This window comes from Clostridium sp. HGF2 (assembly GCF_964240115.1).
Taxonomy (GTDB): domain Bacteria; phylum Bacillota_I; class Bacilli_A; order Erysipelotrichales; family Erysipelotrichaceae; genus Clostridium_AQ; species Clostridium_AQ innocuum.
The window spans coordinates 304,973-330,322 of record NZ_CAXSSO010000004.1 but is presented as its reverse complement, the minus strand read 5'-3'; the positions used below and the strand labels follow the sequence as shown (position 1 = coordinate 330,322).

Below are 25,350 nucleotides of genomic sequence, written 5' to 3'. Positions count from 1 at the left end.
ATATGCATACGTATGCAGATTTGGAAAGAGTATTGTTTGTGAAGAATGGAAAAGGGAGGAGTTTTTTTTTATGTACAAAATCGGAGAGGCTGCCAGACTGCTGGGTCTCAGCACGGAAGCTTTGCGGTACTACGAACGTAAAGGGCTCATCGTGCCGCATAAGGACAGTGTATCCAATTACCGTTATTTCGATGCTTCACAAATCAACCATCTTCTGAATATGCAGAAGTATCAGAAGCTTGGCTTTACGCTGTATGAGCTGATGGATTTGTTTGAAAGCAGGGGAAATGATATGTTTCTTGAGCTGATGGAACAAAAGGAGAAGGAGCTGCTGCAGGAAAGTGTGTCGATGAGTCTTCGTCTTCACAGCATTCATCTTTCTTTGGAATGCATTGCGCTGGCAGAACGTGCACAGCATGCCATACAGTTTGTAACAAGACCTGCCCTGTATCGCATTTCCTATATGCAGGATGATGTGATTTTAGCGGATGATGCATCCCTGAATGAGGAACTCAGGGTGTGGTCGAAAAGCAGCGAGCTTCAGTTTCTGAGTGGACGAATCTGTGCCAAGGATTTTATCAGCGGACAGGAGCACTTTGATTACGGCTTTTGTATGTACGAGACGATTGGGGATTTCATCGGTATTCGGAAAAATGATGTGGTAAGACAGTATGCCGAATGTTCGGCTCTTGCCTACTGCTTTGAAGCGGATGCCCAGCATACGATTCTGCAGGAAAAGGAAAAGCTGCTGCAGTTTATGGAGGCACATCACCTGGTGCTTGACGGGGATATCCTGTCTCAGGTCTTATACAGTGCCTGCGAGGATCATCATTATCAGATGCGCCATATGATATGGGTCCCTTACAAGAGAGTGATATAAAATAATTTAATGTTTTTCTTAAATATTTTTAATAAATACTTGACTCTAAAAATACTTTAGGGTTTATGATGGTTCCTGCCTAGGTAGTTGGAGGAATGAAAGATGAAGAGCTTGATTTTTTTAGTAGATGAGAATAGAAATCAGTTATCTGCTTTAGAAAGGGCCATTTCTTCCGTTGAGGAATTTGAACTGGCCGGAATGACAAGCGATGGTGAGGAATGTATCCGACAGCTGGAGGGGAAACATGTACATGTTCTGGTGTTGGACATGATCCTGCCAAAGAAAGATGGGTTTTATGTATTAGAGGAAATACGCAGCAGAAGGCTGCAGGTGGATCATATTATCTGCATATCCTCATATCTCAGTGAAATGATTCTTTCTGAGTTCAACCGCTATTGTGTCGACTACATCATGATGAAGCCCTATGAGATTCCTGATCTGATTCGCAAGATTCATTTCATCAGGAATTATCAGCCGGATTATTCATTGAATGAGGAGCTGCAGAAAAAGCTGGGACGCAGTCAGAACCAGCATCTGGAGGGAACGATCACCGAGCTGCTGCACGAGCTTGGAGTTCCTGCAAACCTGAAAGGGTATCAGTATCTACGCTGTGCAATTATGCAGACCTACCGTGATATGGATCTGCTTGGTAAGGTTACCAAAACATTATATCCGAAGATTGCGCTGGAGTTTCAGACAACACCCTCCCGAGTGGAGCGTGGTATACGGCATGCAATCGAAGTGGCCTGGAATCGCGGAAATGCACATGTGATACATAAGATTTTCGGCTATACGATTTCCATGGAACGAAGCAAACCTACAAATTCCGAATTCATTGCAATGCTGTCTGACAAAATTCATATGGAGGAAACACGTGTCTGAACATGCACATAATGCATCCGGAAATAAAAAAGGGCGGAATGATCAACTGTTCAAATGAAACAGGATCAGAATACTCCGCCTTTTTATTTGGATTATTTGCGTAGAATGAAGCTGAGGTGTCTTCCGCATGCAGGCTCTCTTCGATAGCTGAAAAAAGCATCGTTTTTCAGAAAGGTATCGTTTGGATTCACTGTGATATGATCGCGTTCAACACCGAGATTCAGCAGCATCTGCATATTCAGCCCTTTGTTGTCTGCGATTGCCCTGCCGTTTGGCAGCATTGTCAGATAGTCACGGGTATCAAAGCTCATTGCCCGGATGCGGTCAATGACATCCTGCTGGATTTCAAAGCTGCGATATGCGATAGCCGGACCGATATAAGCCATCAGGTGAGCAGGATCGACATGCTCCTTCTGCATGAGCAGGGTCACGGTTTTGCGTGTAATTTCCTGCACGGTTCCCTGCCAGCCACTGTGAATAGCGGCAATGATACCGGTAAAGGGGTCATATAGAAGTACCGGCACGCAATCTGCATGAAAGACACCGATTGCGATGTTTCTTTCCTTTGTGTAAAGGGCATCACAGTCCGCAATCCCCTCCTCATAAACACGATAGCCTCTGCCGGCATCTGCGGCGGTTACCTCATGAATATGATCGGAGTGCGTCTGCATAGCGAAGGTCCACTGTGACGATGCTATATGGAGTGCTTTTGACAGAGTATCACGATTATTTAAAACATCCTCTTTCCGTAAACAGGCGTGCAGTGCCATATTGTTGTTTTCCGGCAGGGATGGGTCGCGCAGCGTCGTACCTGCAAGCAAATCATCCTCGTAGTTCCATTGTATATAATTCATATGATCATTCCTTCTTTCTTTCTTATATATTTATAGTATATGTGTGAGTATCCGGGTTTGCCCTGGGAAAAGTATATAGCAAGCTGCGGCTCTTGGCAATCCATTTGCGTGAATATATGCATTTTTCCAACGCTGGGCAAAACAGAGCACTTTCCTAATATTTCCAGAAATGATAACAATTTTTATGGATTTTAGCACTAAAGTGTTGACAGTGCTAAAATATTGGAATATACTATTAGCAGACATAGAGGTTGAGTGCTAGAAAGGAGTGAACCATATGCTTACAAAACGCCAGACGGCGATCTTTAAAACGATAGTAGATGAGTTCACCCGGACTGCCGAGCCTGTCGGTTCCAAGAAACTGATGGACCTGCTGGATTTCAACTGTTCCAGTGCCACCATTCGCAATGAGATGGCTGCACTGGAGGATTTGGGTCTGCTGGAGAAAACACATACCTCCAGCGGTCGTATACCAAGCAGTCGCGGTTATCGGTTCTATGTTGAAAATCTGATGGAGCGTGAACTGGATGATGGAGTCAAGCATTCTCTGCAGGCTGTATTTCAGGAGCGTCATTATTCAATGGATGAAATCGTTAAGAAAAGCTGTGATATTCTATCTCAGATGACCTCGCTGACTTCCGTGGTGCTGGGGCCGGAAAGCCGTTACCAGACACTGCAGCACATACAGCTGTTTCCACTCAGTGACACCAGTGCGGTTGCAGTCTTCATCACCGATCACGGGCATACGGAAAATAAGACATTTCACTTCCATACAGCCGTGAGCGTTGAGGATATCAAAACCTGCTGTAATCTGCTCAATGACAAGCTGAGCGGCACACCGATCAATGAGGTGGTGGAGCGCATGCAGCAGATTGAGCCGCTGCTGGCCAGCCATATTGCCCGTCACGAGGTGCTGTTTGAAGCCTTCGTTAATGCATTCATGCGGTTTGCAACCGACCATGTATACTGCAGCGGACAGAGCAATATGCTGTATCAGCCGGAATTCGCAGATATCGAAAAGCTGAAGGAGCTTATGAAGATGCTGGAGGACAGCAGTCTGTTTCGCCAGCTGGCCAATCACGAGGGTGATGTCGCCATTGAAATCGGCGGTGACAATGAATTGATTCAGGTCAATAATGTTGCAGTGGTATCCAGCAAGTTCAAGCTGAACGAGGATGAAGAAGGGGAACTGATGATCGTGGGACCTACCCGCATGCAGTACAGCCGTGTCGTTGCCCTTATGGAATATATGAGCAAAGTAATCGAAGATTTATACAGAAGTGAAAATCGATAAGGAGGTCATCATGCAGGAAGAAAAAGAAGTTGTAAACGAGGAAGCAAAGGCTGCCGGGCAAAGCGAAGAAGCAAAGACAGAGCAGGATGCTGCCAAGGCAGAGAAAAAGGATGCGAAGGAAGCGGAAAAGGAAGATAAGAAATCCGCAAAATTCGGTAAGAAGAAAAAAATCGAGGAACTGGAAGAAGAAATCGTAAAGCTGAAGGAAGAGGCGGCAGCAAACAAGAATGCCTACTTCAAGGCGTATGCAGATACAGAAAATCTGAAGAAGCGTCTGCAGAGTGAAAGCGACAATGTGCGCAAGTACCGCATTCAAAGCTTTGCGATGGAAATCCTGCCGGTTCTGGATAACCTGGAGCGTGCGCTGGATGTTAAGGTCGATGATCAGAATGTCAAAAACTACGCCAAGGGCTTTGAGATGATTTACCAGCAGCTGGTACACATCCTGAATCAGGAGGGTGTAAAGGAAATCGAAGCGCTGGACAAGCCGTTTGATCCAAACTTCCATCAGGCCCTGATGCAGGAGGCCAAGGATGGCGTGGAAAGCGGTATGGTCATTGAGGTCCTGCAAAAGGGATATATGCTGAAGGATCGTGTATTACGTGCAACACTTGTAAAGGTTAGCGAATAGATAAAAGGAGGATAACGATTATGAGTAAAATTATTGGTATTGACTTAGGTACAACAAACAGCTGTGTGTCCGTTATGGACGGTGGTGAATGCAAGGTCATCACAAATCCGGAAGGAAATCGTACAACACCATCTGTAGTCGCATACAAGAACGGTGAACGTATCGTCGGTGATGCCGCAAAGCGTCAGGTTGTTACAAACAAAAACACTATCAGCTCAATCAAGCGTCTGATGGGTACAAATGAAAAGGTTGAACTGGAAGGTAAGCAGTATACGCCGCAGGAAGTCAGTGCGATGATCCTGCAGTATCTGAAATCCTATGCCGAGGATTATCTTGGAGAAAAGATTGAAAAAGCAGTTATCACCGTACCTGCATACTTCAACGATTCCCAGCGTCAGGCTACCAAGGATGCAGGGAAAATCGCCGGTCTGGAAGTAGAGCGTATCATCAATGAGCCGACAGCTGCAGCTCTGGCTTACGGTATTGATAAAACTGAAAAAGAACAGAAGGTTCTGGTATATGACTTAGGTGGAGGTACCTTCGACGTTTCTATTCTGGAGCTTGCGGATGGAACCTTTGAGGTATTGTCTACAAACGGAGATACCCGTCTGGGTGGAGATGACTTCGATAACGTTGTTGTTGACTGGATGGTAGATACCTTCAAGAAGGAAAACGGTGTTGACCTACGTAAGGATACTATGGCTATGCAGCGTCTGAAAGAGGCTGGAGAAAAAGCGAAGAAGGATCTGAGTGGAGTTGTACAGACCCAGATTTCTCTGCCGTTTATCTCTGCAGGTGCGGATGGACCTCTGCACTTCGAGGCTACATTATCACGTGCAAAATTCGATGAAATGACAAAATCTCTGGTTGATCGTACGATGGAGCCGGTAAGAAACGCACTGCGCGATGCCGGACTGACGAAAAACGATATCCACCAGGTACTGCTGGTAGGTGGATCTACCCGTATCCCTGCTGTACAGGAAGCTGTTAAGAGCGTTCTGGGCAAGGAACCTAACAAATCCGTAAACCCGGATGAAGTAGTTGCTATGGGTGCTGCTATTCAGGGTGGTGTTATCGCCGGTGATGTAAAGGATGTTCTGCTGCTGGATGTTACACCATTGAGCCTCGGTATTGAGACAATGGGTGGTGTCATGACCGTGCTGATTCCACGTAACACAACGATTCCAACAAGCAAATCTCAGGTATTCTCAACTGCTGCGGATAACCAGCCTGCGGTTGATATCCGTGTTCTGCAGGGTGAGCGCCCGATGGCAAATGACAATAAGGAGCTCGGTATGTTCAAGCTGGATGGTATCGCTCCGGCTCGCCGTGGTGTGCCACAGATTGAAGTTACCTTTGATATTGACGTAAACGGTATCGTACATGTATCTGCAAAGGATAAGGGTACCGGTAAGGAACAGTCCATCACGATTCAGAATACGAGCGGACTGAGCGATGAGGAAATCGATCGTATGGTTCGTGAGGCTGAGGAACACAAGGCTGAGGATGAAAAACGCAAGGAAGAAATTGATCTGCGCAACCGTGCAGAGGGCTTCATTGCTCAGATTGATTCCATGCTGGCAGATAGCGGTGACAAGATTGATGCAAAGCAGAAGGAAGAAACACAGAAGCTGCGCGACGATTTACAGAAATCTCTGGATGAAAATGACATGGATGCTGTAAAGGAAAAACTGGAGGCACTGGAAAAGGCTGCACAGGCGGCTAGTGCTCAGATGTATCAGCAGCAGAGTGCGGATCCGAATGCAGGAGCAGGTGCAAACAACGCAAACAACGATGACAACGTTGTAGACGCTGAATTTGAAGAAAAGAAGTAAGAAAACGAAACGACTACAATTCCTAGTGCTTGCGCTAGGTTTTGTATGTTGTGTGATGCTGGTCATCTATTGGATGTATCCCATGCAGAGACAAAAGACTGCTGTTGATGTTTCCTCATATTATGCACAGACGGTGCGTGTGGATAAGGAAACACCGCTGTTTGAGAAGAAGGATGGAGAATACAAAGAGATTGGCCGTATCTTTAAGGGGACAATGCTGAAGCTTGACAAGCAAAGCGCACAGAACATGAAGGAAAAGTATTTCAGGCTGCAAACGGATGACTGCTACATCCTGGCTGATCATGTGGTACCCGAACAAACAGAAGAAAACAATGTCAAAAAGGCTAGTGTGTATCTGCCGTTTAATGAGAATATTGTGACAAAAGACAGCTATATCATTCAGAATGATGCAGGAGATAAGCTGGTGGAGGTAACACGGAAAGCATCTTATCCTATTTATGTTAAGGATGAGAAACGCTATGGTGTACAGATGGGGAATACCCTTGTGTATATTCCAAAATCCGCAATAGCAGCTACAAAGCAGGCTGACAATACCAGTGAGCCGGTCGCAAAACAGATTCCGGTTTTCATGTATCACTATTTCTATTCCAGAGAAAACGGTGAGGTCTCGAAAAACGGAAACTGGCTGGAGGTCAATGATTTTGAAGCACAGCTGAAGTATTTGAAGGAGCATAACTATGTGACGCTGCGCATGCAGGACGTGGAGAATTTTCTGGATGGAAAGGTACAACTGCCGAAGAACAGTGTTTCCATTACGATTGATGATGGGACAGCTTCCATATATAAATATGCATATCCGCTGCTGAAGAAATATGGTAATAGTGCAACGCTCTTTCTGATCGGGAATCATCTGGATGATGATAAGCTGCCACAAAGCTTTCAGGAAATGAAGCAAAACGGCATGGAGTTGCAGTCGCATTCCTATGACATGCATACCGGCGGCTGTGAAGGCGGTCATGGCGGTGCATTGCGCTGTGTGGCACATGATGAGGGTGTTGCGGACACAGAAAAGTCGTTTTCCATCATCGGCGGAGGTAATGTGTATTGTTATCCGTATGGTGATGTTACAGACAGTGCACTGCAGATTATGAAAGATGCAGGTGTGCATATGGCTTTTACGACAAATTATGGTAAAATAGAACCCGGTATGGATAAGCTGCAGCTGCCGAGAGTGCGTATTTTCGGAGATGCAGACATACAGCAGTTCATATACAGTCTGGAAAGTTAGGAGGGTGATCCACATGAGCAAACGAGATTATTATGAGGTCCTGGGACTCAGCAAGGGTGCCAGCGATGATGAAATAAAAAGAGCCTATCGGAAGATGGCGAAAAAATATCACCCGGATGTCAATAAGGATCCGGGGGCTGAAGAGTCGTTCAAGGAAGTAAACGAAGCATATGAGGTACTGAGTGATCCGCAGAAGAAGGCAACGTATGATCAGTTTGGTCATGCAGGTATGGATGGTGCCAATTTTGGCGGCGGTGCCGGAGGCTTTGGCGGTTTTGAGGACTTCGGAGATATCTTCGGTTCCTTTTTCGGCGGAGGCTTTGGCGGTGGTGGAAGTCGTCGCGCAAGCAACGGACCGCGTAAGGGGAATGACCGCTTCATGCAGATGCGCATCGAGTTCATGGATGCTATATTCGGAAAAACGGAAACAGTTACGATTGAGGTGGATGAGCAGTGCGATGAATGTATGGGAAGCGGCGCGAAGAGTAAGTCCGATATTAAGTCCTGTCCGCATTGTAATGGTACCGGTACAGTAACGACTCAGCAGAGAACGCCGTTTGGTGTGTTCCAGAGTCAGTCGGTGTGTCCGGATTGTAACGGAACGGGTAAGACGATTGTGAACAAGTGTCCGAAGTGCCATGGCAAGGGCTATGAGCATAAGCGTGTGAAGCTGGATATCAAGATTCCGGCAGGCATTCAGTCCGGTCAGCAGGTGCGTGTACCGAATAAGGGAGAGCGCGGTGTGAATGGCGGGCCGAACGGCGATCTGTATATCGAGATTCTGGTAAGCCGTCACAAGCAATTTGTACGCGATGGCAATGATATCCGTATCACGGTACCGATTAGTGCTGTGGATGCAATTTTGGGCTGCAAGGTGGATGTTCCGACTGTTTACGGTGATGTGGAGCTGACGATTCCGGCAGGTACGCAGTTCGGACAGCAGTTCCGGTTGAAGGGAAAGGGTGTCAAGTCTGCTTCTTCTCGCGGCAATCAGGGTGATCAGTATGTCGAGGTCAAGGTGGAGGTACCGACCAAGATTACACGCGACGAAAAGGAGCTGTATGAGAAAATTCGCAATAAGAAATCTCATGAGTCTCCGTTTGATAAATTTAAGAAGGCTTTTAAATAAGAATATTGCGGCAGTTGTTACTGATTTCAGTAATGCTGTCGCTTTTTTATTTGTTTTGTAATCGTTAACATTTTTGAGCGTGACAGTTTTGAGATAAATGATTTCTTTGTAAAATAAATAAAATTCTAATAATTCGGACTTTTTTTGCATGAAATCATTGATTGTAATGACCTATTGTAGTAGAATAGCTACGTGTAGAATGGAATGAATTAAGCATTTGCATACCCTTTATGATTATAAAGGTATACCTTTCTGTCTATATACTTATAATTAATGAAACAGGTGATTTCATATGAAATCATCTGTTTTTTTACGTTTTTCAGTCTATATAAATATACTTTATAACACTATTCTCGTTTTATTTAGTATATCTTTAAAGGTATACGTTTTGAGATTTAAAATTCCATTTTATAAAAGGGAGGGTAGTGAATTCATTAATGAATGTAAGTACATGAGGGAAAAAATAGGAATAACAGCATGTTTGCTGGAGGAAATCGTTGTTTGCAATCTTTCTTTTCTTTTTGATTTTACAGGTGATTATACAGTGCGCATCTGTGCCTTGTATTTTGTCATTCAGTATCTGTTTGGTCATTATCGGACGAAGACGCTGCTGATCTGGGAAGAGATAGAGCTGCTTGTAAAAAGTCATATCTGTTTTTTTATCGTCAGTATCCTGCTTGACCCCATGCAGGATTTCAATGCTCATTGTGCTTTGCTGAATGCAGTGATCTCATGCATCATGCTCTGCTTCAGTATCCTATTACAGCGTTATCTGCGCATCTGGTTTCGAAACAGCTGTGCGGACAATGTACTGATCATCGGTGCAGGAAGGCAGGCTCTTGCATTTGCAGAGGTCTGTGAGAAAAACCGGTTTGCGCTGATGAAGGTAAAGGGCTACATAGATACACAGGATGGTCATGTGTTGAAGGATATCAAACAGGATGTGTTTGCGTTGGGTGAGCTGGAACAGGCCGTTTCCAGACTGCAGATAAATTCCGCAGTCATCGCCTCAACGAATCTTACTAATGCACAGTTCGATGATATCCTGCTGAAGCTTAGGACAGTCGAAAAGATTCGCTATATGCCGTCCGTCAAGATTTTGACCTTCGATACTAGGGTCGAGGATTTTGACGGTCAGCTGCTCGTATCTACAGCAAAGGGAAAGATATCGACCTTCAATAAAGTGGTCAAGCGGACCATCGATATTCTCGGCGGTATAGCCGGCTGTATCCTGCTGATCCCCTTGACGATCTATGTGTGGAGATCAAACAGCAAAAATCATGATCATGATCCCATATTTTTCAAACAGGTGCGAATCGGGAAGGGCGGAAAGAAATTCGTTTTGTATAAATACAGGACGATGATACCCGATGCGGAGCGCATACTGCAGGAGCTTATGGAAAAGGATCCCGTGATCAGGGAAGAGTACGAGACGAATAAGAAGCTGAAGAAGGATCCCAGAATCACAAGGGCCGGAGAATTTCTGCGACGGAAGAGTCTGGATGAATTCCCGCAGTTCCTGAATGTGCTGAAGGGCGATATGAGCCTGACAGGACCAAGGCCGTACCTGCCTGGGGAACGTAAAGATATGGGAATCTATTATGACTATGTGATCGGCTGCAAGCCCGGACTGACCGGCATGTGGCAGACACACGGACGAAGCGATATCAGCTTTTCGGACCGGTTGAAGATGGATGAGTATTACTACAAAAACTGGAGCCTGAAGCTGGATATGACGATCCTCGTCAAGACGATCAAGACCGTGTTTCACGGGGATGGGGCAAGATGATGAAGCCGTGGTACGTGCTGTATGTGATGGGTGGCAGAGAAAAAAGGATATTGGAGCTTTTGAGTCAACAGGATGGTATAAAAGCATTCACTCCTTTAAAGGAAGTGGTGCACCGCATACAGGGGAAGCGAGTGATTGTGAAGAAACCGTTGTTTCCTTCGTATGTGTTTGTGGAAACAGAGCTGAATCCGAACGGGTTCCAGCAGGCGCTGCTTCGATACCGTTCACAGATCCGCGGTATCTTGAAGGAACTGAGGTATGAGGATGACGTCAGTGCATTGAGCACGGAAGAAAGAGCGTATCTGGAAGGCCTTATGGATGAGGAACACAATGTCCGAATATCAAAGGGTGAGATCCTGGATGGAGAGGTCATCATCACCGAAGGTCCGTTAAAGGGCTATGAAAGCAATATTATACGAATCGACAGACATAAACGTCGTGCCATCCTGAATGTCCGAATGAACGATCGGGAGATGCAGGTGGACGTTTCTCTGGAAATAGTGAAAAAGATCGAATCTCAGAAGTAATAGTTGTTGAGGCACTTTATGGAGAGGTTCAGGATACAGCCAACCATTCAACACTGCAGGTGGGGGAAGGGGAGAGTGTATCCTTTTTATGTAGTAAGATTCTCGCCTCAAAAGAAGAAAGCAAAGGAGAGAAATTAGTGGAAGATTTACAGAAGAGCATAGAACAGAATGAAGAAATAGAAATCGATCTGGGAAGACTGTTTCGGCAGTTGAAGAAAAAGATGTCCTTTATCATCGCAGTGACGGTGATCGCGATCATCATATCCTTATTGGTGACGAAGTTTCTGATACCAAAGAAATATGAAAGCATGGCAAGGATCTATCTGAAGCCGAATATCACGGAAAGTGGAATGATCGATTACAATACACTGACCGCCAATTCCAAGATGGTGAACAACTATGTCCTGATGCTGCAGGGGAACAGCCTGCTGGAGGATGTCGCGGAGAAGCTGAAGCTGGAGAATGAGGCATTGGTAAAGAATTCCTTGAGCGTCAGCAATGAAGCAGACAGTGAGATCATCACGGTGAGTGCTAGGACGAAGGATGCGAAGATGTCGAAGGATATCGTGAATACGACGGTGAATCTGTTTTTTGAGAGCATGAAGGACAAGCTGGATATCAAGAATATGACGATCCTGGATGCGCCGCAGGTGAATGAGACACCGGTATCGCCGAGCTTAAAGATGAACCTCTTGATCGGAGCGCTGCTTGGAATCATGGTGTCCTGTGGCTTTGTGACTGTACAGTTCCTACTGGATAAGAGGCTACATACGAAGGAAGATGCGGAATCGTATTTGGAGATACCGGTACTGGCAGAGATTCCGTTTCTGGAGGATTAGCGAATGAGCTTCATTGATCTGCATTGCCATATGGCATGGGATATCGATGATGGTATCGATAGCCGTGCAGAAGCACAACAGGCGTTACAGCAGGCCAGGGTGGATGGAATCGTAAAGCTGGCGGCAACACCGCATTTCATACCAGGAGCTCAAAAGGAAGCGGATGTAAGAGAGATGGATCAGCGGATCCGGGAGCTGAGGGAGCTTGGCAAGGAATATGGCGTCACGATTTACAGTGGCTGTGAGATGTTTCTGAATGATGATTATCTGGATATGGTCGATGGGAAATATTATAACACGATCAATGAGAGCCGCTATCTGCTGTGTGAGTTTGATGTCCGCAAGGATATCGAAAAGAACAGCTATGCGGATGAGCAGCTGTATGAATTGTCGATCAGAGGACTGACTCCCATGATAGCGCATGCGGAGCGGTACTTTCATAAGGATATCGATGTAAATCGAGTAAAGGAATGGATAAACAACGGATATGTGATTCAGATGAATCGGACGAGTCTATTGGGAATGCATGGTTCGCAGATTCAGAAGAATGCCAGACGGCTGTTGGAGGAAGGACTGGTGCATATCGTTGCGAGTGATGCACATCGTACCGGTGGAAATCGTATCTGCAGGCTGAGCGATGTATATCAGGAAATCGTAAAGGTAACTGATACGGCGAGCGCAGAGCTGCTCTGTACCATCAATCCACAGCATGTCCTTCAAGACGAGGATGTGGAACGTATGGCGGTAAGGAAAAGATCCTGGCTACAGCGAATGAGGAGGAGATGATGAAATGGAACGAAAGATAGCACCAAAGCGGAGTGATCCGAAAAAGCATACAAAAAAGAGTCAGTTTGACAATATGGAGGTATATCGTCAGCTGCGGACGAATATAGAATATTCATCCTTCAATAAGGATATCCAAGTGATTTGTGTGACCAGCTCGAATCCAGCAGAGGGAAAAAGCTCGGTCGCAAGCAACCTGGCAACGGTGGCGATTGCAAAGTACGAGAAGGTCCTGTTGATTGACTGTGATCTTCGAAAGCCCGTACAGCATAAGATCTTCAAGGTTTCGAATAAGCTGGGGATCAGTAATCTGATGAAAGAGAAGTCAGAGATCGACCTGGAGATCGGAGGTTATTTTCAGAAGTTCAAGGATAACAGTACGGACGGCAAGCTGTATGTGCTCACCAGTGGAAAATCTGTCCCGAATCCGCAGGAGATGCTGGCGAGCGACCGCTTCAAGGAGCTGATTGAAAAATTTCGAGAGATGTTTGACTACATCATCATCGACTGTCCGCCATTGAATGCGGTAGCGGATGCAATTCCGGTTTCGAGTATTGTAGATGGAACACTGTTTGTGGTATCCGCAATGGATACAGCAAAGCAGGAGGCAAAAAATGCGTTGACGATGCTGCAGAGAAATGGTGCGAATGTATTGGGGTGTGTGTTGACGAAGGTTGATATCACATCGAAGTCTTATTACAGCTATTATGGAAATTATAGCTAAGTGATGGAAGAATGAAACATGTGATCGGGATGAGGTGAGTCGATGAAGTATTTCTATGCATACGCTACAACGGAGGCTGAATGCGAAGCCATACACACGATTGTATTACATTCAGATTTGAATATACAGGAAACTTCTATTTACATAGATAACAATAGGTACGATGCATGGAATCAATTGATTGCTAATCTGGAAATGAAGGATGAACTTTATGTTTATAAGCTTTCGTCAATCGCAGCGGATGGAAATACACTCTTTGTCCATCTAACATATATAAAGAATAAGGATATAACGATAAAGCTTTTGGATGATTCAGATTTGAATACTGAACAGATGCTGACTCTGATTGATTTTGTCAGAGATACACAGCGCAAGCAGATATATGATAAGCAAATGGAGGGAATCCAGAGAGCTCTGGAGAAAAAGCGAAACGGGGAGGGTGATTACGGTCGACCTAAAATAACGCTGCCTGCTGATTTTGAAGTTAATATCAAAAAAATCATGCGAAAAGAAATGAAGCATGAGGATTATCGGGAGAAGTTAGGTTTCAAGCGTTCTACCTATTTTAAATTTGTCAAGGATCTGAAGGATTCCTGGAAGCAGCAGGAGCTGGAGAGGAGTCTGAGAAAAGATGGAAAATATTAAAAAGTATGGAAAGCATGTATACTGGATCGTGATGGTTCTGGCCGCGGCATATTTGTTATGGAGTCTGTACAGGTTCCATATTTTGCCATTGAAATATTATATACCGATTCTTGTTGTTATCTTATTGATTGTCGGTGCAGTTATCTATTGTATCCTTGGAAAAAAGGCTAACAAAATTACCAAGATTCTGGGATGTGTATTTTCAATAGTCCTTTGTATATGTATCCTGTTTATGAACGTTAAGGTTATAAATAAGGCACAGGAAACAGTGAAGGCTGTCAGTAACGGCGATATTAAGACGACAGAGATTTCTGTGCTTGTAAAAAAAGACAGCAGCTATAAGGATGTTAAAGATTTGGATGGAAAACAGTTTGGTATATTAAAAACAATTGATCGTGAGAATACGGACTTTATGTTGAACCGCCTAGGCTCTCAATTTTCAAATGAGATATCCAAAATCGAGTATAAGGAATTCAAGGATGAGATGCAGGGATTGCTGGATGGCAATACGGATGCCATTATCATGAATGAAGGGATGCGGGATGCATTCAACATCATCGATGGCAGCTTTGAGAAGGAAACCAGAGTTATCTATACGCTGGATCGTAAGGAAGTTTTGAAAAACTTAAAAGCGAACAACATCACAAAGGATCCATTCATCGTGTATATCTCAGGAATCGATACGAATGGTTCGATATCTAAAACGAGTCGAAGTGATGTCAATATGCTGGCGGCAGTGAATCCGCAAAAGAAAGAGTTGTTACTGGTATTCATACCACGTGATTATTATGTACCCTTACAGTGCCCGAATGGCAGTTGTGAAACAGGTGCGATGGATAAATTGACACATGCTGGACTCTATGGCGTGGAAACATCACAGGCAACATTGAGTAAGCTGTTTGATATTAAGATTAATTACAATGTGCGACTGAATTTCGATACGCTGACGACCATGGTGGATGCATTGGATGGAATAGATATTTATTCTGATAAAGAATTAACTGCATATACAAATAAGAATTGCAGCTATGTTAAAGGAAATCAACATGTAGATGGTGCTTGTGCATTAGCTTTTGCGAGAGAGCGGTATGCTTATGAAAGTGGAGATCGTCATCGTGGAGAGAACCAGCAGCAGGTAATTGAAGCGATGTTGAAGAAATTCACAAAGTCAAATGTCATCAAGAATTATGAAAGCATCATGAATGCAGTACAGGGAATGTTTCAGACCAATATGACAACGGATGAAATCACTGCACTCATACAGATGCAAATTGATGATATGGCTACATGGAAGGTCACAAGTATCAGTGCAGATGGCACAGGAGATATGTTGCCTACGTATTCGTTTGGTAGTCAGCCGTTGTATGTTATGCATCCTAAGGAAAACGCAATCGTAAATATAAAGAAGATATTGAAGAACATATTATGAACATGAAATTATTTCGAGGACTATATCACGGGAGTTCAATCATATTTTCATGAAGTGATTATTAGGAAATTATATCTGTTTCTTATTGGAAGTTTAACTGAAATAATAAGGTGATTAATTCTAATCCTAAGGCAAAAAATATGAGATGCGTATATAAATGTTAATTCTATGTTTATTTATGCAAAAGAAGGGAATTTACTATGAATATCGAAACTATAGAGTTTTTCTGTAAAGTACAAACATTTTTACGGCATAAATATTTAAAAGCGATTTATTATTATGATAAAAAAGGGATAATGATATCCAATGTCATTAAGTTAAGAAGATGAAAACTAACAGGATGCGATTTTATATAATCTTATCCTGATAGGATTAAGAGTATTCTGAAAAAATGCATGACAAAAAGAAGATTTTTCAAGCAATTTATAAACTTTTGAGTTTTAATTATATCGTGTTAAGAAAGGCGGTAGTTGAAACATATTTGCGCTTGTGATTTCACATGCCTCTTACATTTTCGATTTGGGTGGATTGGTAAGATATCTTGTGAAATGAGAGTTTCAAGATCAGGCGGGTGACCGCCTTTTCTTTTATGATGCTGGATAAAATAGCGACAATGATGTATCGCCATTTTTTTGTTTATCGCATAAGAATACTTTTTTTCTTACCCTTTTCCTTTGGCTTTTTATTTACTATATGATGAGCCATAATAAAAGATATATTATATAGTATCATCCTTGCCTAAATCTCCTGTTGGATGCTTTCTCGTTTTTTTGCATGAACAGCAACAGATCCGCTGAATATTTAAGGTCACGGAACGATAATTCTTTAAACCATCGAGTATTGTATATTTCTTATATTTCATCCTTACTAAATTCAACCCGGTTTAAATTTGTGATAATCGATTCATATTCTTCACTACCATCCAGTTTAAAGCGAACTACACGGAAATGAAGTTCATACTCAGGATTATGTTCATCAATAAAATCAAATGTAGATGTAGTAGATAAGAAACGATATTTCTCTTGTTGAGATTTTATATCTTTGGTCTGTTTTCTTGTCAATGTAATATGTAAATCCAAATCAAATTCTTCATCTGGCTGATTGTAATTTCATAAAAAACTGGAAATCGAGTGTATATCTTTCACACGTATCAAAAAGGACTTACCTGAATAATGACATTGGGGTTCTTATACGTTTTGTGTAAAAAAATTTGGATGATATTATAGAAGACATATGTCTTATACTTTCAGATTTAATAATCATGATTGCTATGTAAGAACAGACCCTTTTTATTCTGATTTTTTTAAGGGGGTGTAATTATAAAGAATGCTGTTATAGATGTTTATTCAAATTAGGTATCATAAATCAGATTTTACTGTGGGAGTTTAATGGAGTGGAAATTGCGTACCCAGATTTTATGGATAATAAAGGCGTATTATATGTTATTTTCAATACGAGTAAGGGAGAAAATCTGTCTTCTAAAACTAAATATTATTTTGAGATTATAAATTTAGATTTAGCAATTATAAAAAAATATAATAAAACCCTTACTTCAGCAGTAAAGCGACCTGAAATAAGAAATACATTCTATTCATCCTTGAATACTGATGGATACGTAGAAGTATATACAAAAAAATATCTTTTAAAAGTAAATTAAAGTCTTATCTGCCAAATTTTATTGAGAAAATTATGAAAGGATAAAAAATGAATAAAATAAATATGCCAATATTATATGAACAAAAAAAAGATTGCTGTGGATGTAGTGCTTGTTATGCATGTTGTCCGGTTAAAGCTATACAAATGAAATCGGATAACGAAGGTTTTCAATACCCTATTATCGATGAAAAAAAATGTATAAGGTGTCTAAAATGTATTAAGGTTTGTCCACTTAAAACATAATAACAATTCTAGCAAACACTGCTAAAAATCAATAGTTTTTATACTATATTTGTAAAAAAAAAGGTGAAATCGAAGTAGTTGTAGTAGAACTTGCCGTTCGGATGGTTGCTTTAGGAAATGATGTAACTTGCTATAATCCCAAAAACAAAAAAGTGGGTAAAGGAAAAAATGATAGGAAATATAAGCAAGTTCTTTTTAAATCAGTACCTACAATAAAAGGTTTTGCAGCTATAACGTCATCTGTTTTTGCTTAAATCTTTGCATCTTTTGGAAGATATGATATTGTACATTATCATGCTGAAGGTCCTTCAATTATGTGTTGGTTGCCAAAGCTATTTCGAAAAGGGATTGTAGTAACGATTTATGGAATTCTAGTTATAATTTTTGCAAGCTAGGAATAAACGCCTTAAATACGGGCTTTTTTGCATGTAAGAATTTGTCACAGATTAAGAAACAATTTGAAACAATTGGGTAAAAAAGCAGTATTAGAGATGATTTTCTGATTAGCTTGTGGACCTAAAAAACATTTATAAGAAGAGGGTGAGAGTGTATATGACAAAACAAAGTAAAATTAAAATTTTACATGTTGCTGAATGTATTGGAGGTGTGGATAAATATCTCCACAGTTTATTAAAATATACGGAACGTAATAAATATGAAACTATTGTTGTTTTATCTCATCTTTATAATGCTAGCGAATATAAAGATATATCCAATCATATTGAACAATTGAATATACCTCATGATATTGGAATAAAAACTATATTATCATCAAAAAAAATACGTAGTATTATAAAAAAATATGACCCAGATGTTGTTTATGCACATTCAAGTATTGCGGGCGCTATAACTAGAATTGCTTGCTTGGGTGTAAAATGTAAAGTCATATATAATCCTCATGGATGGTCGTTTAACATTAAAAGTAAAAAAAGTTGGATTTATGTGGCGTTAGAAAGACTAATGGCAAAGTATTGCGATGCAATTGTCTGCATATCAGAAGCAGAAAAGAAATCTGCGTTAGATAACAATATTTCAAATATAAATAAATTACATATAATTTATAATGGAATAGAAACAAATATAGTGCCTGAAAAAAGTAGAAAAGAGCTTGGTATACCTGAAGATGCATACGTAATTGGTATGGTAGGCAGAATTTGCAAACAAAAGGCACCTGATATTTTTGTAGGAATATCAAAATTTATAAGTGATGCATATTTTTTAATAGTTGGAGATGTATTGGAAGGTTCTTACGAAGAAAGAAAAGAAATTGAAAAAATCGCAAAAGAAAATAACGTCAAATTGAAAATAACTGGCTGGGTTGACAACCCGATAGATTATGTAGGAACATTTGATGTTGCTTGTTTACTAAGCAGATGGGAAGGATTTGGACTAGCAATCCCAGAGTATATGATTTGCAAAAAGCCAATAGTTGCTACGAATGTTGATGCATTATCTTATTTAATTCAAAATGAGCAAAATGGTCTTTTGGTTAGTGTGGATAATCAGGAAGAAGCTGCAAATGCTATATCAAAAATAAGAAATAATGATGAATTTAGGAAAAAAATTATCAAAAAGGGATATAAAGATGTGTTTGAAAAATATGATGTAAAAAGAGTTGCATTAGAAACAGACAAACTCATTAATGCACTTCTTGATTAATCTAAAGTAAAACATTATTTGGAGGTATTAATAGTGAAAAGAGTATGTTTAGTAGTTAACGGCTTGAGCTATGGAGGTGTAGAACAAGTATTGTTTAATTATTTAAATAATTATGATAAAGACGAATATGTTTTTGATATAGTTGCACAACGTGAAATATCCGTAGAAAAAGATATACAACGTTTCTCAAATATTGGATTCAATATCAAGTTTGTGACTCATAAAAGGAAAAATTTACTCAAGAATATTTTTGAAATAAGAAAAATATTAAAAAATGGTAACTACGATGTTGTCCATTCAAATATGAGTTATATGAATTTTTATATTCTGTATTTATCAAGAAAATATGGGATCAAAATCAGAATTAATCATTATCATAATGTTTTTAACGGCAAGCACCTAAAACAAATTGTATATTCGGTATGCAACAATTTATGCGATAGGTATTCGACTTGTAATTTGTTTTGTTCGGAGAAGGTATCTGATTATTTTGGTAAAACTACGAAGAAGTCACAAGTATTACCAAATGCTATAAATATTGAACAATTCAAATTTAGAAGATCAACAAGAGATATAACCCGTAAAGAACTTGGTATAAAAAGTACTGATTTTGTATTAGGGCATATTGGACGTTTTACAGATCAAAAAAACCATAAGTTTATAATTGATATTTTTCAAGAATATTGTAAAAAAAATAGTAATGCTAAGCTTTTATTATGTGGAGATGGTGAAATGCTTGGTACGATAAAAAAACAATGCGATGATTATAAGTTAAGTGAAAATGTGATTTTTTTATCTCCAAATTCTAGACCTGAATTGTACTACAATGTAATGGATTATTTCGTATTTCCTTCATTATTTGAGGGGTTAGGTATCACGATTGTTGAAGCGCAGATTAATGGTTTACCATGTATTTGCTCAAGTGTAATACCGGAAGAGGCAATTTTATCAAAAAATGTTAAAGTAGTTAGTTTAAATGAACCTGCGAAAGTATGGGTAGATAAAATTAAATGTAAAAGTACTGAAAGAAAAATTGATTTTGATTATTCTAGATATGATTTAAGTTTACATAAAGCACTTTTATTCAAAGTGTATAACAATCAATGTGAAGGGATATAATTATGAAAATAAAAAAGTCTAGTTTAAAATTAAATAATTATAAATCTAATTTAAGTATGAGTACTCCATTTATACTAAGTTTATGTATTGCTTTTGCTTTGTTTTGTTCAAGTATGCTTGGTCTACAAGTGTTTGGTATTTCTCTTAATAAAATAGGTCTATTACCTTTAGAGTTATATGGTTTATATCATATTTTTCATGTAAAAAAGGGGAAAATACAAGGTAACAGATATATTAAAGCTTTTATAGTTTTATACATGATTCAGATAATAGGATCAATCTTATCGTTAGCTTTTAGAGATTATATATCTTTTTTAGAATGGGAAGATCGATTAGTTAATAATGCGGTTCAATATTTATTTATATATTTCCCAATAGCCTTCTTCGTTTTTTCATATAGTAATAAGAAGGCTTTGTTTTCATCATTTAAAAGTATAATGATAAAGATATGTAGATTTCATGCCATCTACGTTCTCATTCAATTTGTGCTATGGAACACAATTAGTATTAATATAACAGATATTCTAATTAATCAAATGTTTTCACATATATTTGGTAGTTATGGAGTCGCGTATGGAAACACTGGTACTCAGATTTTTTTAAGAATAACTGGATTGAATAGTGATGCTGCATTCTTATCAATACTAATGCTTATTGGTTATTGTTTTGATAAGAATAAAGTATATAAAATATTATATTTTGCAAGTACGATTTTTGCGGTATCTAGAGTAGGGATGTTTTCAATTGCAATGCTAATGTGTATAGAATTATTTTTATACTTAGTTAAGCACAGACATGGAATCAAGCAAAAGGTTATTATTAGATCATTTATCGGTGTTGTTATTCTACTTTTTCCTGTGATAGTTGTGTATAACAATAGTCCTTCTGTACAAAATTATATCAATTTATTATTCGGGAGAATTCTTACTATATTTAATAGTGATGCTGATATTTATGGAACTGGTAGACATATGAGTTATCCGTTCTTATCTATTTATTCGTGGTTTTTTGATTTGAACATAATTGAAAGATTAATAGGTGTTGGAATTAGAACGGAAGGGTTAGTTTTTAACCACAGCCAATACATAGCATCTTTTTTTGATTTCAATCGAACAATGTTGACTAGTGCTTGGGCAATAGAGTGTGATTTTGCATCTATTTTACTAGGTAATGGGATTATAGGTATGTTAGTTTATTTGTATTTGTATATTCAGTTAATAAAATCAAAAGATATGTCTTTAATTTTATTAGGCATAGGCTTATTAGTGTTTGGGATAATGTACGACGTGTTTATATCTACAATAGTACAAACAACTTTAATATTTATTTTTGCTTATAGGGGGGATATGTTATGTGCAAAAAAACAAGTTCAAAGTCATTAATCAGCGGAAAAAGAAGTGAAGTAGAATTTTCAATTTGCATTCCAACATATAAGAGAAATCAATATTTAAAACAAGCTATAGATAGTGTGTTGATGCAAGATGATATTGAGAAATATTCGTATGAAGTAATAGTGGTTAATAATGATCCACAAGATGAGATGAAGGAACTTTGTGAGCAGTATATTGATAACAACAATGTTTACTTTTTTTCTAATGAAGTAAATGTTGGAATGTTAGGTAATTGTAACCAATGTATTAACTTAGCAAAAGGTAAGTATGTTTTATTTTTACATGATGATGATTATCTATTAAAAAATCATCTTAAAGAATTGATGAAATCTATTGAATATGCTAAGAAAAATAACTTAGATGCTGATTGTTTTATACCATCACGCTATGTATTATCACAATCATATTCATCTTTAAAAAAAGCTTTAAAAAATACTCTAAGCTTATTATTTTGTGTAAGAAAAGTGTATAAAAAATATTTAACAAAAGTAGATTATAAGGATGCTCTATTGTCATGGCGAGATTGTTTTCTAGCTCCTACATGCGGTATTTGTTTTTTACATGATAGCTTGCAAGAATATGGAGAAATTAAAGAAGTATTCGGTAAAGCGTGGGATTTTGTGTTTTTATATGAATTTTCAAAAAAATTCAACGTATACATAATGAAAAATAGAACGGCAGTATATAGATTAGAATCTGGAGTTACAAAAAATAAATTTACTCAGTTAGATTTTTATGAATATAATCAATATTTATTGAAAGAATCGGAATTACAGTTTAACAAATATTTTTATAATGAAATATATTGGTTTAACTATAAACGAAACATAGATGAAACAAAAGAACTTATTAGAGATAAAGGAATGTTTGATTTTAATACAAAGTATTCAAGAATAAAGTTTTTATTATTTAAAAGCAAACAAATGATTAACTATTATTTAAGAAATTTGGATGCAGAAAAAATTGTGTCTAAGGAGGACATATTATAATGAAAGTAGTAATTTTAGCGGGTGGATATGGAACAAGAATTTCAGAAGAATCAGCGTTCAAGCCAAAGCCCATGATTGAAATTGGTGGAATGCCTATTTTATGGCATATTATGAAAGGGTTTTCTGAACAAGGATTCAATGAGTTTGTGATTTGTGCCGGTTATAAACAGCATGTTATTAAAGAGTGGTTTGCAGATTATTTTTTACATACATCAGATATTACTTTTGATTTCACCAAAGGAAATGAAATGATTGTCCATAATAAGCATGCAGAAGCTTGGAAAGTAACAGTAGTAGACACTGGATTAAATACAATGACAGGTGGTAGAATTAAAAAAATACAGGATTATATTGGAAATGAATCATTTATAATGACTTATGGAGATGCTGTTGGAAATGTAGATATTAACGATTTAATTAAATTCCATAAAGCACATGGCAAAATTGGAACAATATCTGTATACAACTTCGGTCAAAATAAAGGGGTTCTTGATATAGCTAAAGATGGGAAAGTAAATGCATTTAGAGAGAAGTCTGATCTGGATGGAGATTTAATCAATATTGGATTTATGGTTATGAATCCTGATATTTTCAAAAGAATTGAAGGGGATAATACTGTTTTTGAACAAGAACCATTAAATAGCTTGGTTGCGAATAATGAGTTAATTGCAAGAACACATATTGGTTATTGGCAATGTATGGATACTCTTAGAGAAAAGCAGCAGTTAGAAAAATTATGGAGTTCAGGTAAAGCACCTTGGAAAACATGGGAGGATTAGGCATGTTCGATATTAATTTTTATAAAGGAAAAAAAGTATTTATTACTGGACATACAGGATTTAAAGGATCTTGGTTATGTAAAATTTTAACTAATGTTGGAGCAGAAGTTACGGGTTATTCTCTAAATCCTCCAACTTCTCCATCATTATTTGAAATTGCTAAAATTGAAGATGATATTCATTCAGTAATAGGTGATATAAGATATTTAGATTCTCTTAAAAGTGTGTTTGATGAAGCTCAACCTGAAATTGTTCTTCATTTAGCTGCTCAACCTATTGTAAGAGATTCTTATAATGATCCAAGATATACATATGAAACCAATGTTATGGGGACAGTCAATATTTGCGAGTGTGTCAGAAAATCTAAAACTGTAAAATCATTCCTAAATGTGACTACTGATAAAGTGTATTTAAATAAAGAATGGAATTGGGGATATAGAGAAAATGAAGAATTAGATGGATACGATCCATATTCTAATTCTAAGTCTTGTTCTGAATTAGTTACTCATTCATACATCAATTCTTTTTTTAATGAGATGGGAATTGCAGTGAGTACAGCTAGGGCAGGTAATGTTATTGGTGGTGGTGATTTCGCTAATGACAGAATTATTCCTGACTGCGTTAGAGCTGCAATTAAGAATGATGATATCGTAGTTAGAAATCCATTCTCAACTCGACCATATCAACATGTATTAGAACCATTATATGCATATTTAATGATAGCAGCTATGCAATATGAAGATAACAAATATGCTGGATATTACAATGTAGGGCCAGATGATATTGATTGCTATCAAACTGGAGCAATTGTGGATGTTTTTGTTTCAAAATGGGGAGATAACATGAAATGGATCAATCAATATGACGGCGGTCCTCATGAAGCTGATTTTCTAAAATTAGATTGTTCAAAATTAAAAGCGACATTCAATTGGAAACCACATTGGAACCTAGATACGGCTATCGAAAAAGTATGTGAGTGGTCTAAATGTTGGATTAATAATGAAGATGTTCGAGCATGTATGGATAAAGAAATTAATGAATTTTTAAAGGAAGGTATTTAAGTGTGAAGCAATAAAATAAGAAAAGGGCAACTTAAAAAGAACACAAAAGCGAACTATATTTAGCTCGAAAATGACAGAATTATTAGCTTGCGGCTAAAATAGGAGTAATTTTATATTCTCCTATAGATTGTAAAAGCTCTAAAGCATATTAAATATCCTGCTTACGAGGCTTAGGGGGATTAGGGTACATCAGTTCCTCATAATCGGATGGATGGAAATCCTTCAAGTATTTGAACATATGAAAAAGGCAGACTGCCATCAATCTGGTAGCAGCGATGTCCGCACGTTTATGACCCCTGCGCTTTTTGATTTTATTATATTTGATCTTGAAGTAAGGATATTACTTATCTTTAAGTGCGGCAAGTGCACATTGGATAAGCATTGGTAAGTATGTTCCAGCATGAGAGATACAGACAGATTTCTTTTTATCGGCACTCGCATTATTTGTCGGGGTAAGACCAATCCAAGAAGTAAAATGTTCTACGTCGAAAAAAAACACTCATATCAACACCGGTTTCTGAAACCAGCGTTGTCGCAGAAAGGTGACCAATACCAGGCAATTGAGTTGCAAAATCAATATACACATGGTATTTCGAAGTTCTTTTATCTATTTCAATAGAAAGTGCGGACTTCATATCTTCAAGAAACTGCATGTGACCAAGTGATAATAGGGTTTTGTATGACTGATCATCATCAAGGTGAAAACCTCTGATGGAGTTGAGAATTTCCTCACTTTTCTTTTTCAAGGAACCACGGAGTAAAGATCTGATATGGACTTCATCGACATCACTGGAAGTGAGAAGTTCAGAAAACACGGCAGAAGCACTGACACCAAAAGGATCAGAAACAACGAATGCCAAAGAAATATTGGAAACAGTTTGACAATTCTGCACACGGTTCTTTTCTGAAGATATAAAGTTTGTAATTTTATAACGATAACGAGATAGTCATGAAGTTGACGAA

General features: G+C 38.8%; 26 protein-coding genes. 22 read left to right on the top strand and 4 right to left on the bottom strand.

All coding sequences use genetic code 11. From position 1 onward, the window contains the following. Positions 1-70: 70 nt before the first annotated feature. Positions 71-880, top strand: coding sequence for a MerR family transcriptional regulator (locus tag ACESPQ_RS09825; protein ID WP_002610195.1), 810 nt, complete (start codon positions 71-73; stop codon positions 878-880). A gap of 102 nt (positions 881-982) precedes the next feature. Further along, positions 983-1,762, top strand: a complete 780-nt coding sequence (spo0A, locus tag ACESPQ_RS09820; RefSeq protein ID WP_002610197.1) for a sporulation transcription factor Spo0A — start codon at positions 983-985, stop codon at positions 1,760-1,762. 92 nt (positions 1,763-1,854) lie between these two features. Here spo0A and pgeF read toward each other — a convergent pair whose 3' ends face one another. After that, the gene (gene pgeF / locus ACESPQ_RS09815; RefSeq protein WP_002610199.1) at positions 1,855-2,616 is read right to left on the bottom strand and encodes a peptidoglycan editing factor PgeF; all 762 of its coding nucleotides are present in this window, start codon (positions 2,614-2,616) and stop codon (positions 1,855-1,857) included. A 277-nt stretch (positions 2,617-2,893) separates the two neighbouring features. On the opposite strand from pgeF, the gene hrcA reads away from it, so the two are divergent. The 12 genes from hrcA to ACESPQ_RS09755 all read left to right on the top strand — a co-directional run bounded on the left by hrcA (position 2,894) and on the right by ACESPQ_RS09755 (position 15,490). After that, positions 2,894-3,910: a heat-inducible transcriptional repressor HrcA gene (hrcA, locus tag ACESPQ_RS09810; protein WP_044908191.1), complete on the top strand. Its 1,017-nt coding sequence runs from the start codon at positions 2,894-2,896 to the stop codon at positions 3,908-3,910. A gap of 10 nt (positions 3,911-3,920) precedes the next feature. Then, positions 3,921-4,541 carry a nucleotide exchange factor GrpE gene (gene grpE, locus ACESPQ_RS09805; RefSeq protein WP_009271033.1) on the top strand — a complete coding sequence of 207 codons (621 nt, stop codon included), beginning with the start codon at positions 3,921-3,923 and terminating at the stop codon, positions 4,539-4,541. Between the two features lie 20 nt (positions 4,542-4,561). Further along, positions 4,562-6,376 (top strand): molecular chaperone DnaK, encoded by a 1,815-nt coding sequence (gene dnaK / locus ACESPQ_RS09800; protein ID WP_373144303.1) that lies wholly within the window; start codon positions 4,562-4,564, stop codon positions 6,374-6,376. A gap of 82 nt (positions 6,377-6,458) precedes the next feature. Then, positions 6,459-7,625 carry a polysaccharide deacetylase family protein gene (locus ACESPQ_RS09795; protein WP_373144302.1) on the top strand — a complete coding sequence of 389 codons (1,167 nt, stop codon included), beginning with the start codon at positions 6,459-6,461 and terminating at the stop codon, positions 7,623-7,625. Positions 7,626-7,638: 13 nt separating this feature from the next. Then, complete coding sequence (gene dnaJ, locus ACESPQ_RS09790) at positions 7,639-8,754, top strand: molecular chaperone DnaJ (RefSeq protein WP_002610208.1); 1,116 nt, start codon at positions 7,639-7,641, stop codon at positions 8,752-8,754. A 451-nt stretch (positions 8,755-9,205) separates the two neighbouring features. Then, a complete protein-coding gene (locus ACESPQ_RS09785; protein ID WP_224727407.1) occupies positions 9,206-10,543 on the top strand; it encodes an exopolysaccharide biosynthesis polyprenyl glycosylphosphotransferase in 1,338 nt (445 codons plus the stop codon). Next, on the top strand, positions 10,540-11,070 hold the full coding sequence (gene loaP, locus ACESPQ_RS09780; RefSeq protein ID WP_257379577.1) for an antiterminator LoaP: 531 nt from the start codon (positions 10,540-10,542) through the stop codon (positions 11,068-11,070). The genes ACESPQ_RS09785 and loaP overlap by 4 nt, the downstream gene beginning before the upstream one ends. Before the next feature lie 137 nt (positions 11,071-11,207). Further along, positions 11,208-11,909, top strand: coding sequence for a YveK family protein (locus tag ACESPQ_RS09775; RefSeq protein WP_002610217.1), 702 nt, complete (start codon positions 11,208-11,210; stop codon positions 11,907-11,909). A 3-nt stretch (positions 11,910-11,912) separates the two neighbouring features. Continuing rightward, positions 11,913-12,695, top strand: a complete 783-nt coding sequence (locus ACESPQ_RS09770; RefSeq protein WP_009271029.1) for a tyrosine-protein phosphatase — start codon at positions 11,913-11,915, stop codon at positions 12,693-12,695. A 4-nt stretch (positions 12,696-12,699) separates the two neighbouring features. Then, on the top strand, positions 12,700-13,416 hold the full coding sequence (locus tag ACESPQ_RS09765; RefSeq protein ID WP_009271028.1) for a CpsD/CapB family tyrosine-protein kinase: 717 nt from the start codon (positions 12,700-12,702) through the stop codon (positions 13,414-13,416). A gap of 42 nt (positions 13,417-13,458) precedes the next feature. Then, positions 13,459-14,061 carry a recombinase family protein gene (locus tag ACESPQ_RS09760; RefSeq protein WP_257335271.1) on the top strand — a complete coding sequence of 201 codons (603 nt, stop codon included), beginning with the start codon at positions 13,459-13,461 and terminating at the stop codon, positions 14,059-14,061. After that, positions 14,048-15,490 carry an LCP family protein gene (locus ACESPQ_RS09755; RefSeq protein WP_373144301.1) on the top strand — a complete coding sequence of 481 codons (1,443 nt, stop codon included), beginning with the start codon at positions 14,048-14,050 and terminating at the stop codon, positions 15,488-15,490. Before ACESPQ_RS09760 ends, ACESPQ_RS09755 begins: the two co-directional genes overlap by 14 nt. A gap of 851 nt (positions 15,491-16,341) precedes the next feature. Here the strand turns inward: ACESPQ_RS09755 and ACESPQ_RS09750 are convergent. Continuing rightward, entirely contained in the window at positions 16,342-16,569 is a 228-nt protein-coding gene (locus ACESPQ_RS09750; protein ID WP_258291386.1) for a hypothetical protein, read from the bottom strand. Between the two features lie 314 nt (positions 16,570-16,883). Between ACESPQ_RS09750 and ACESPQ_RS09745 the strand changes: the two genes are divergently transcribed. From ACESPQ_RS09745 to rfbG, 8 genes are all read left to right on the top strand, one after another. Further along, positions 16,884-17,147: a hypothetical protein gene (locus tag ACESPQ_RS09745; protein ID WP_109770700.1), complete on the top strand. Its 264-nt coding sequence runs from the start codon at positions 16,884-16,886 to the stop codon at positions 17,145-17,147. Positions 17,148-17,194: 47 nt separating this feature from the next. Beyond that, a complete protein-coding gene (locus ACESPQ_RS09740; RefSeq protein ID WP_081616021.1) occupies positions 17,195-17,389 on the top strand; it encodes a 4Fe-4S dicluster domain-containing protein in 195 nt (64 codons plus the stop codon). 552 nt (positions 17,390-17,941) lie between these two features. Beyond that, complete coding sequence (locus ACESPQ_RS09735; protein WP_109770699.1) at positions 17,942-19,048, top strand: glycosyltransferase; 1,107 nt, start codon at positions 17,942-17,944, stop codon at positions 19,046-19,048. 33 nt (positions 19,049-19,081) lie between these two features. After that, on the top strand, positions 19,082-20,167 hold the full coding sequence (locus tag ACESPQ_RS09730; RefSeq protein WP_002610260.1) for a glycosyltransferase: 1,086 nt from the start codon (positions 19,082-19,084) through the stop codon (positions 20,165-20,167). A 2-nt stretch (positions 20,168-20,169) separates the two neighbouring features. Beyond that, positions 20,170-21,549 (top strand): hypothetical protein, encoded by a 1,380-nt coding sequence (locus ACESPQ_RS09725; protein WP_002610262.1) that lies wholly within the window; start codon positions 20,170-20,172, stop codon positions 21,547-21,549. Further along, complete coding sequence (locus ACESPQ_RS09720; protein WP_373144300.1) at positions 21,519-22,547, top strand: glycosyltransferase family 2 protein; 1,029 nt, start codon at positions 21,519-21,521, stop codon at positions 22,545-22,547. Before ACESPQ_RS09725 ends, ACESPQ_RS09720 begins: the two co-directional genes overlap by 31 nt. Further along, positions 22,547-23,326: a glucose-1-phosphate cytidylyltransferase gene (rfbF, locus tag ACESPQ_RS09715; RefSeq protein WP_002610265.1), complete on the top strand. Its 780-nt coding sequence runs from the start codon at positions 22,547-22,549 to the stop codon at positions 23,324-23,326. The genes ACESPQ_RS09720 and rfbF overlap by 1 nt, the downstream gene beginning before the upstream one ends. 2 nt (positions 23,327-23,328) lie before the next feature. Continuing rightward, positions 23,329-24,387, top strand: coding sequence for a CDP-glucose 4,6-dehydratase (rfbG, locus tag ACESPQ_RS09710; RefSeq protein WP_002610267.1), 1,059 nt, complete (start codon positions 23,329-23,331; stop codon positions 24,385-24,387). 340 nt (positions 24,388-24,727) lie between these two features. Here rfbG and ACESPQ_RS09705 read toward each other — a convergent pair whose 3' ends face one another. Both ACESPQ_RS09705 and ACESPQ_RS09700 read right to left on the bottom strand, forming a co-directional pair. After that, positions 24,728-24,886: a transposase gene (locus ACESPQ_RS09705; RefSeq protein ID WP_373144299.1), complete on the bottom strand. Its 159-nt coding sequence runs from the start codon at positions 24,884-24,886 to the stop codon at positions 24,728-24,730. Beyond that, positions 24,828-25,280, bottom strand: a complete 453-nt coding sequence (locus tag ACESPQ_RS09700) for a hypothetical protein (RefSeq protein WP_373144306.1) — start codon at positions 25,278-25,280, stop codon at positions 24,828-24,830. The genes ACESPQ_RS09705 and ACESPQ_RS09700 overlap by 59 nt, the downstream gene beginning before the upstream one ends. Between the last annotated feature and the right edge of the window lie 70 nt (positions 25,281-25,350).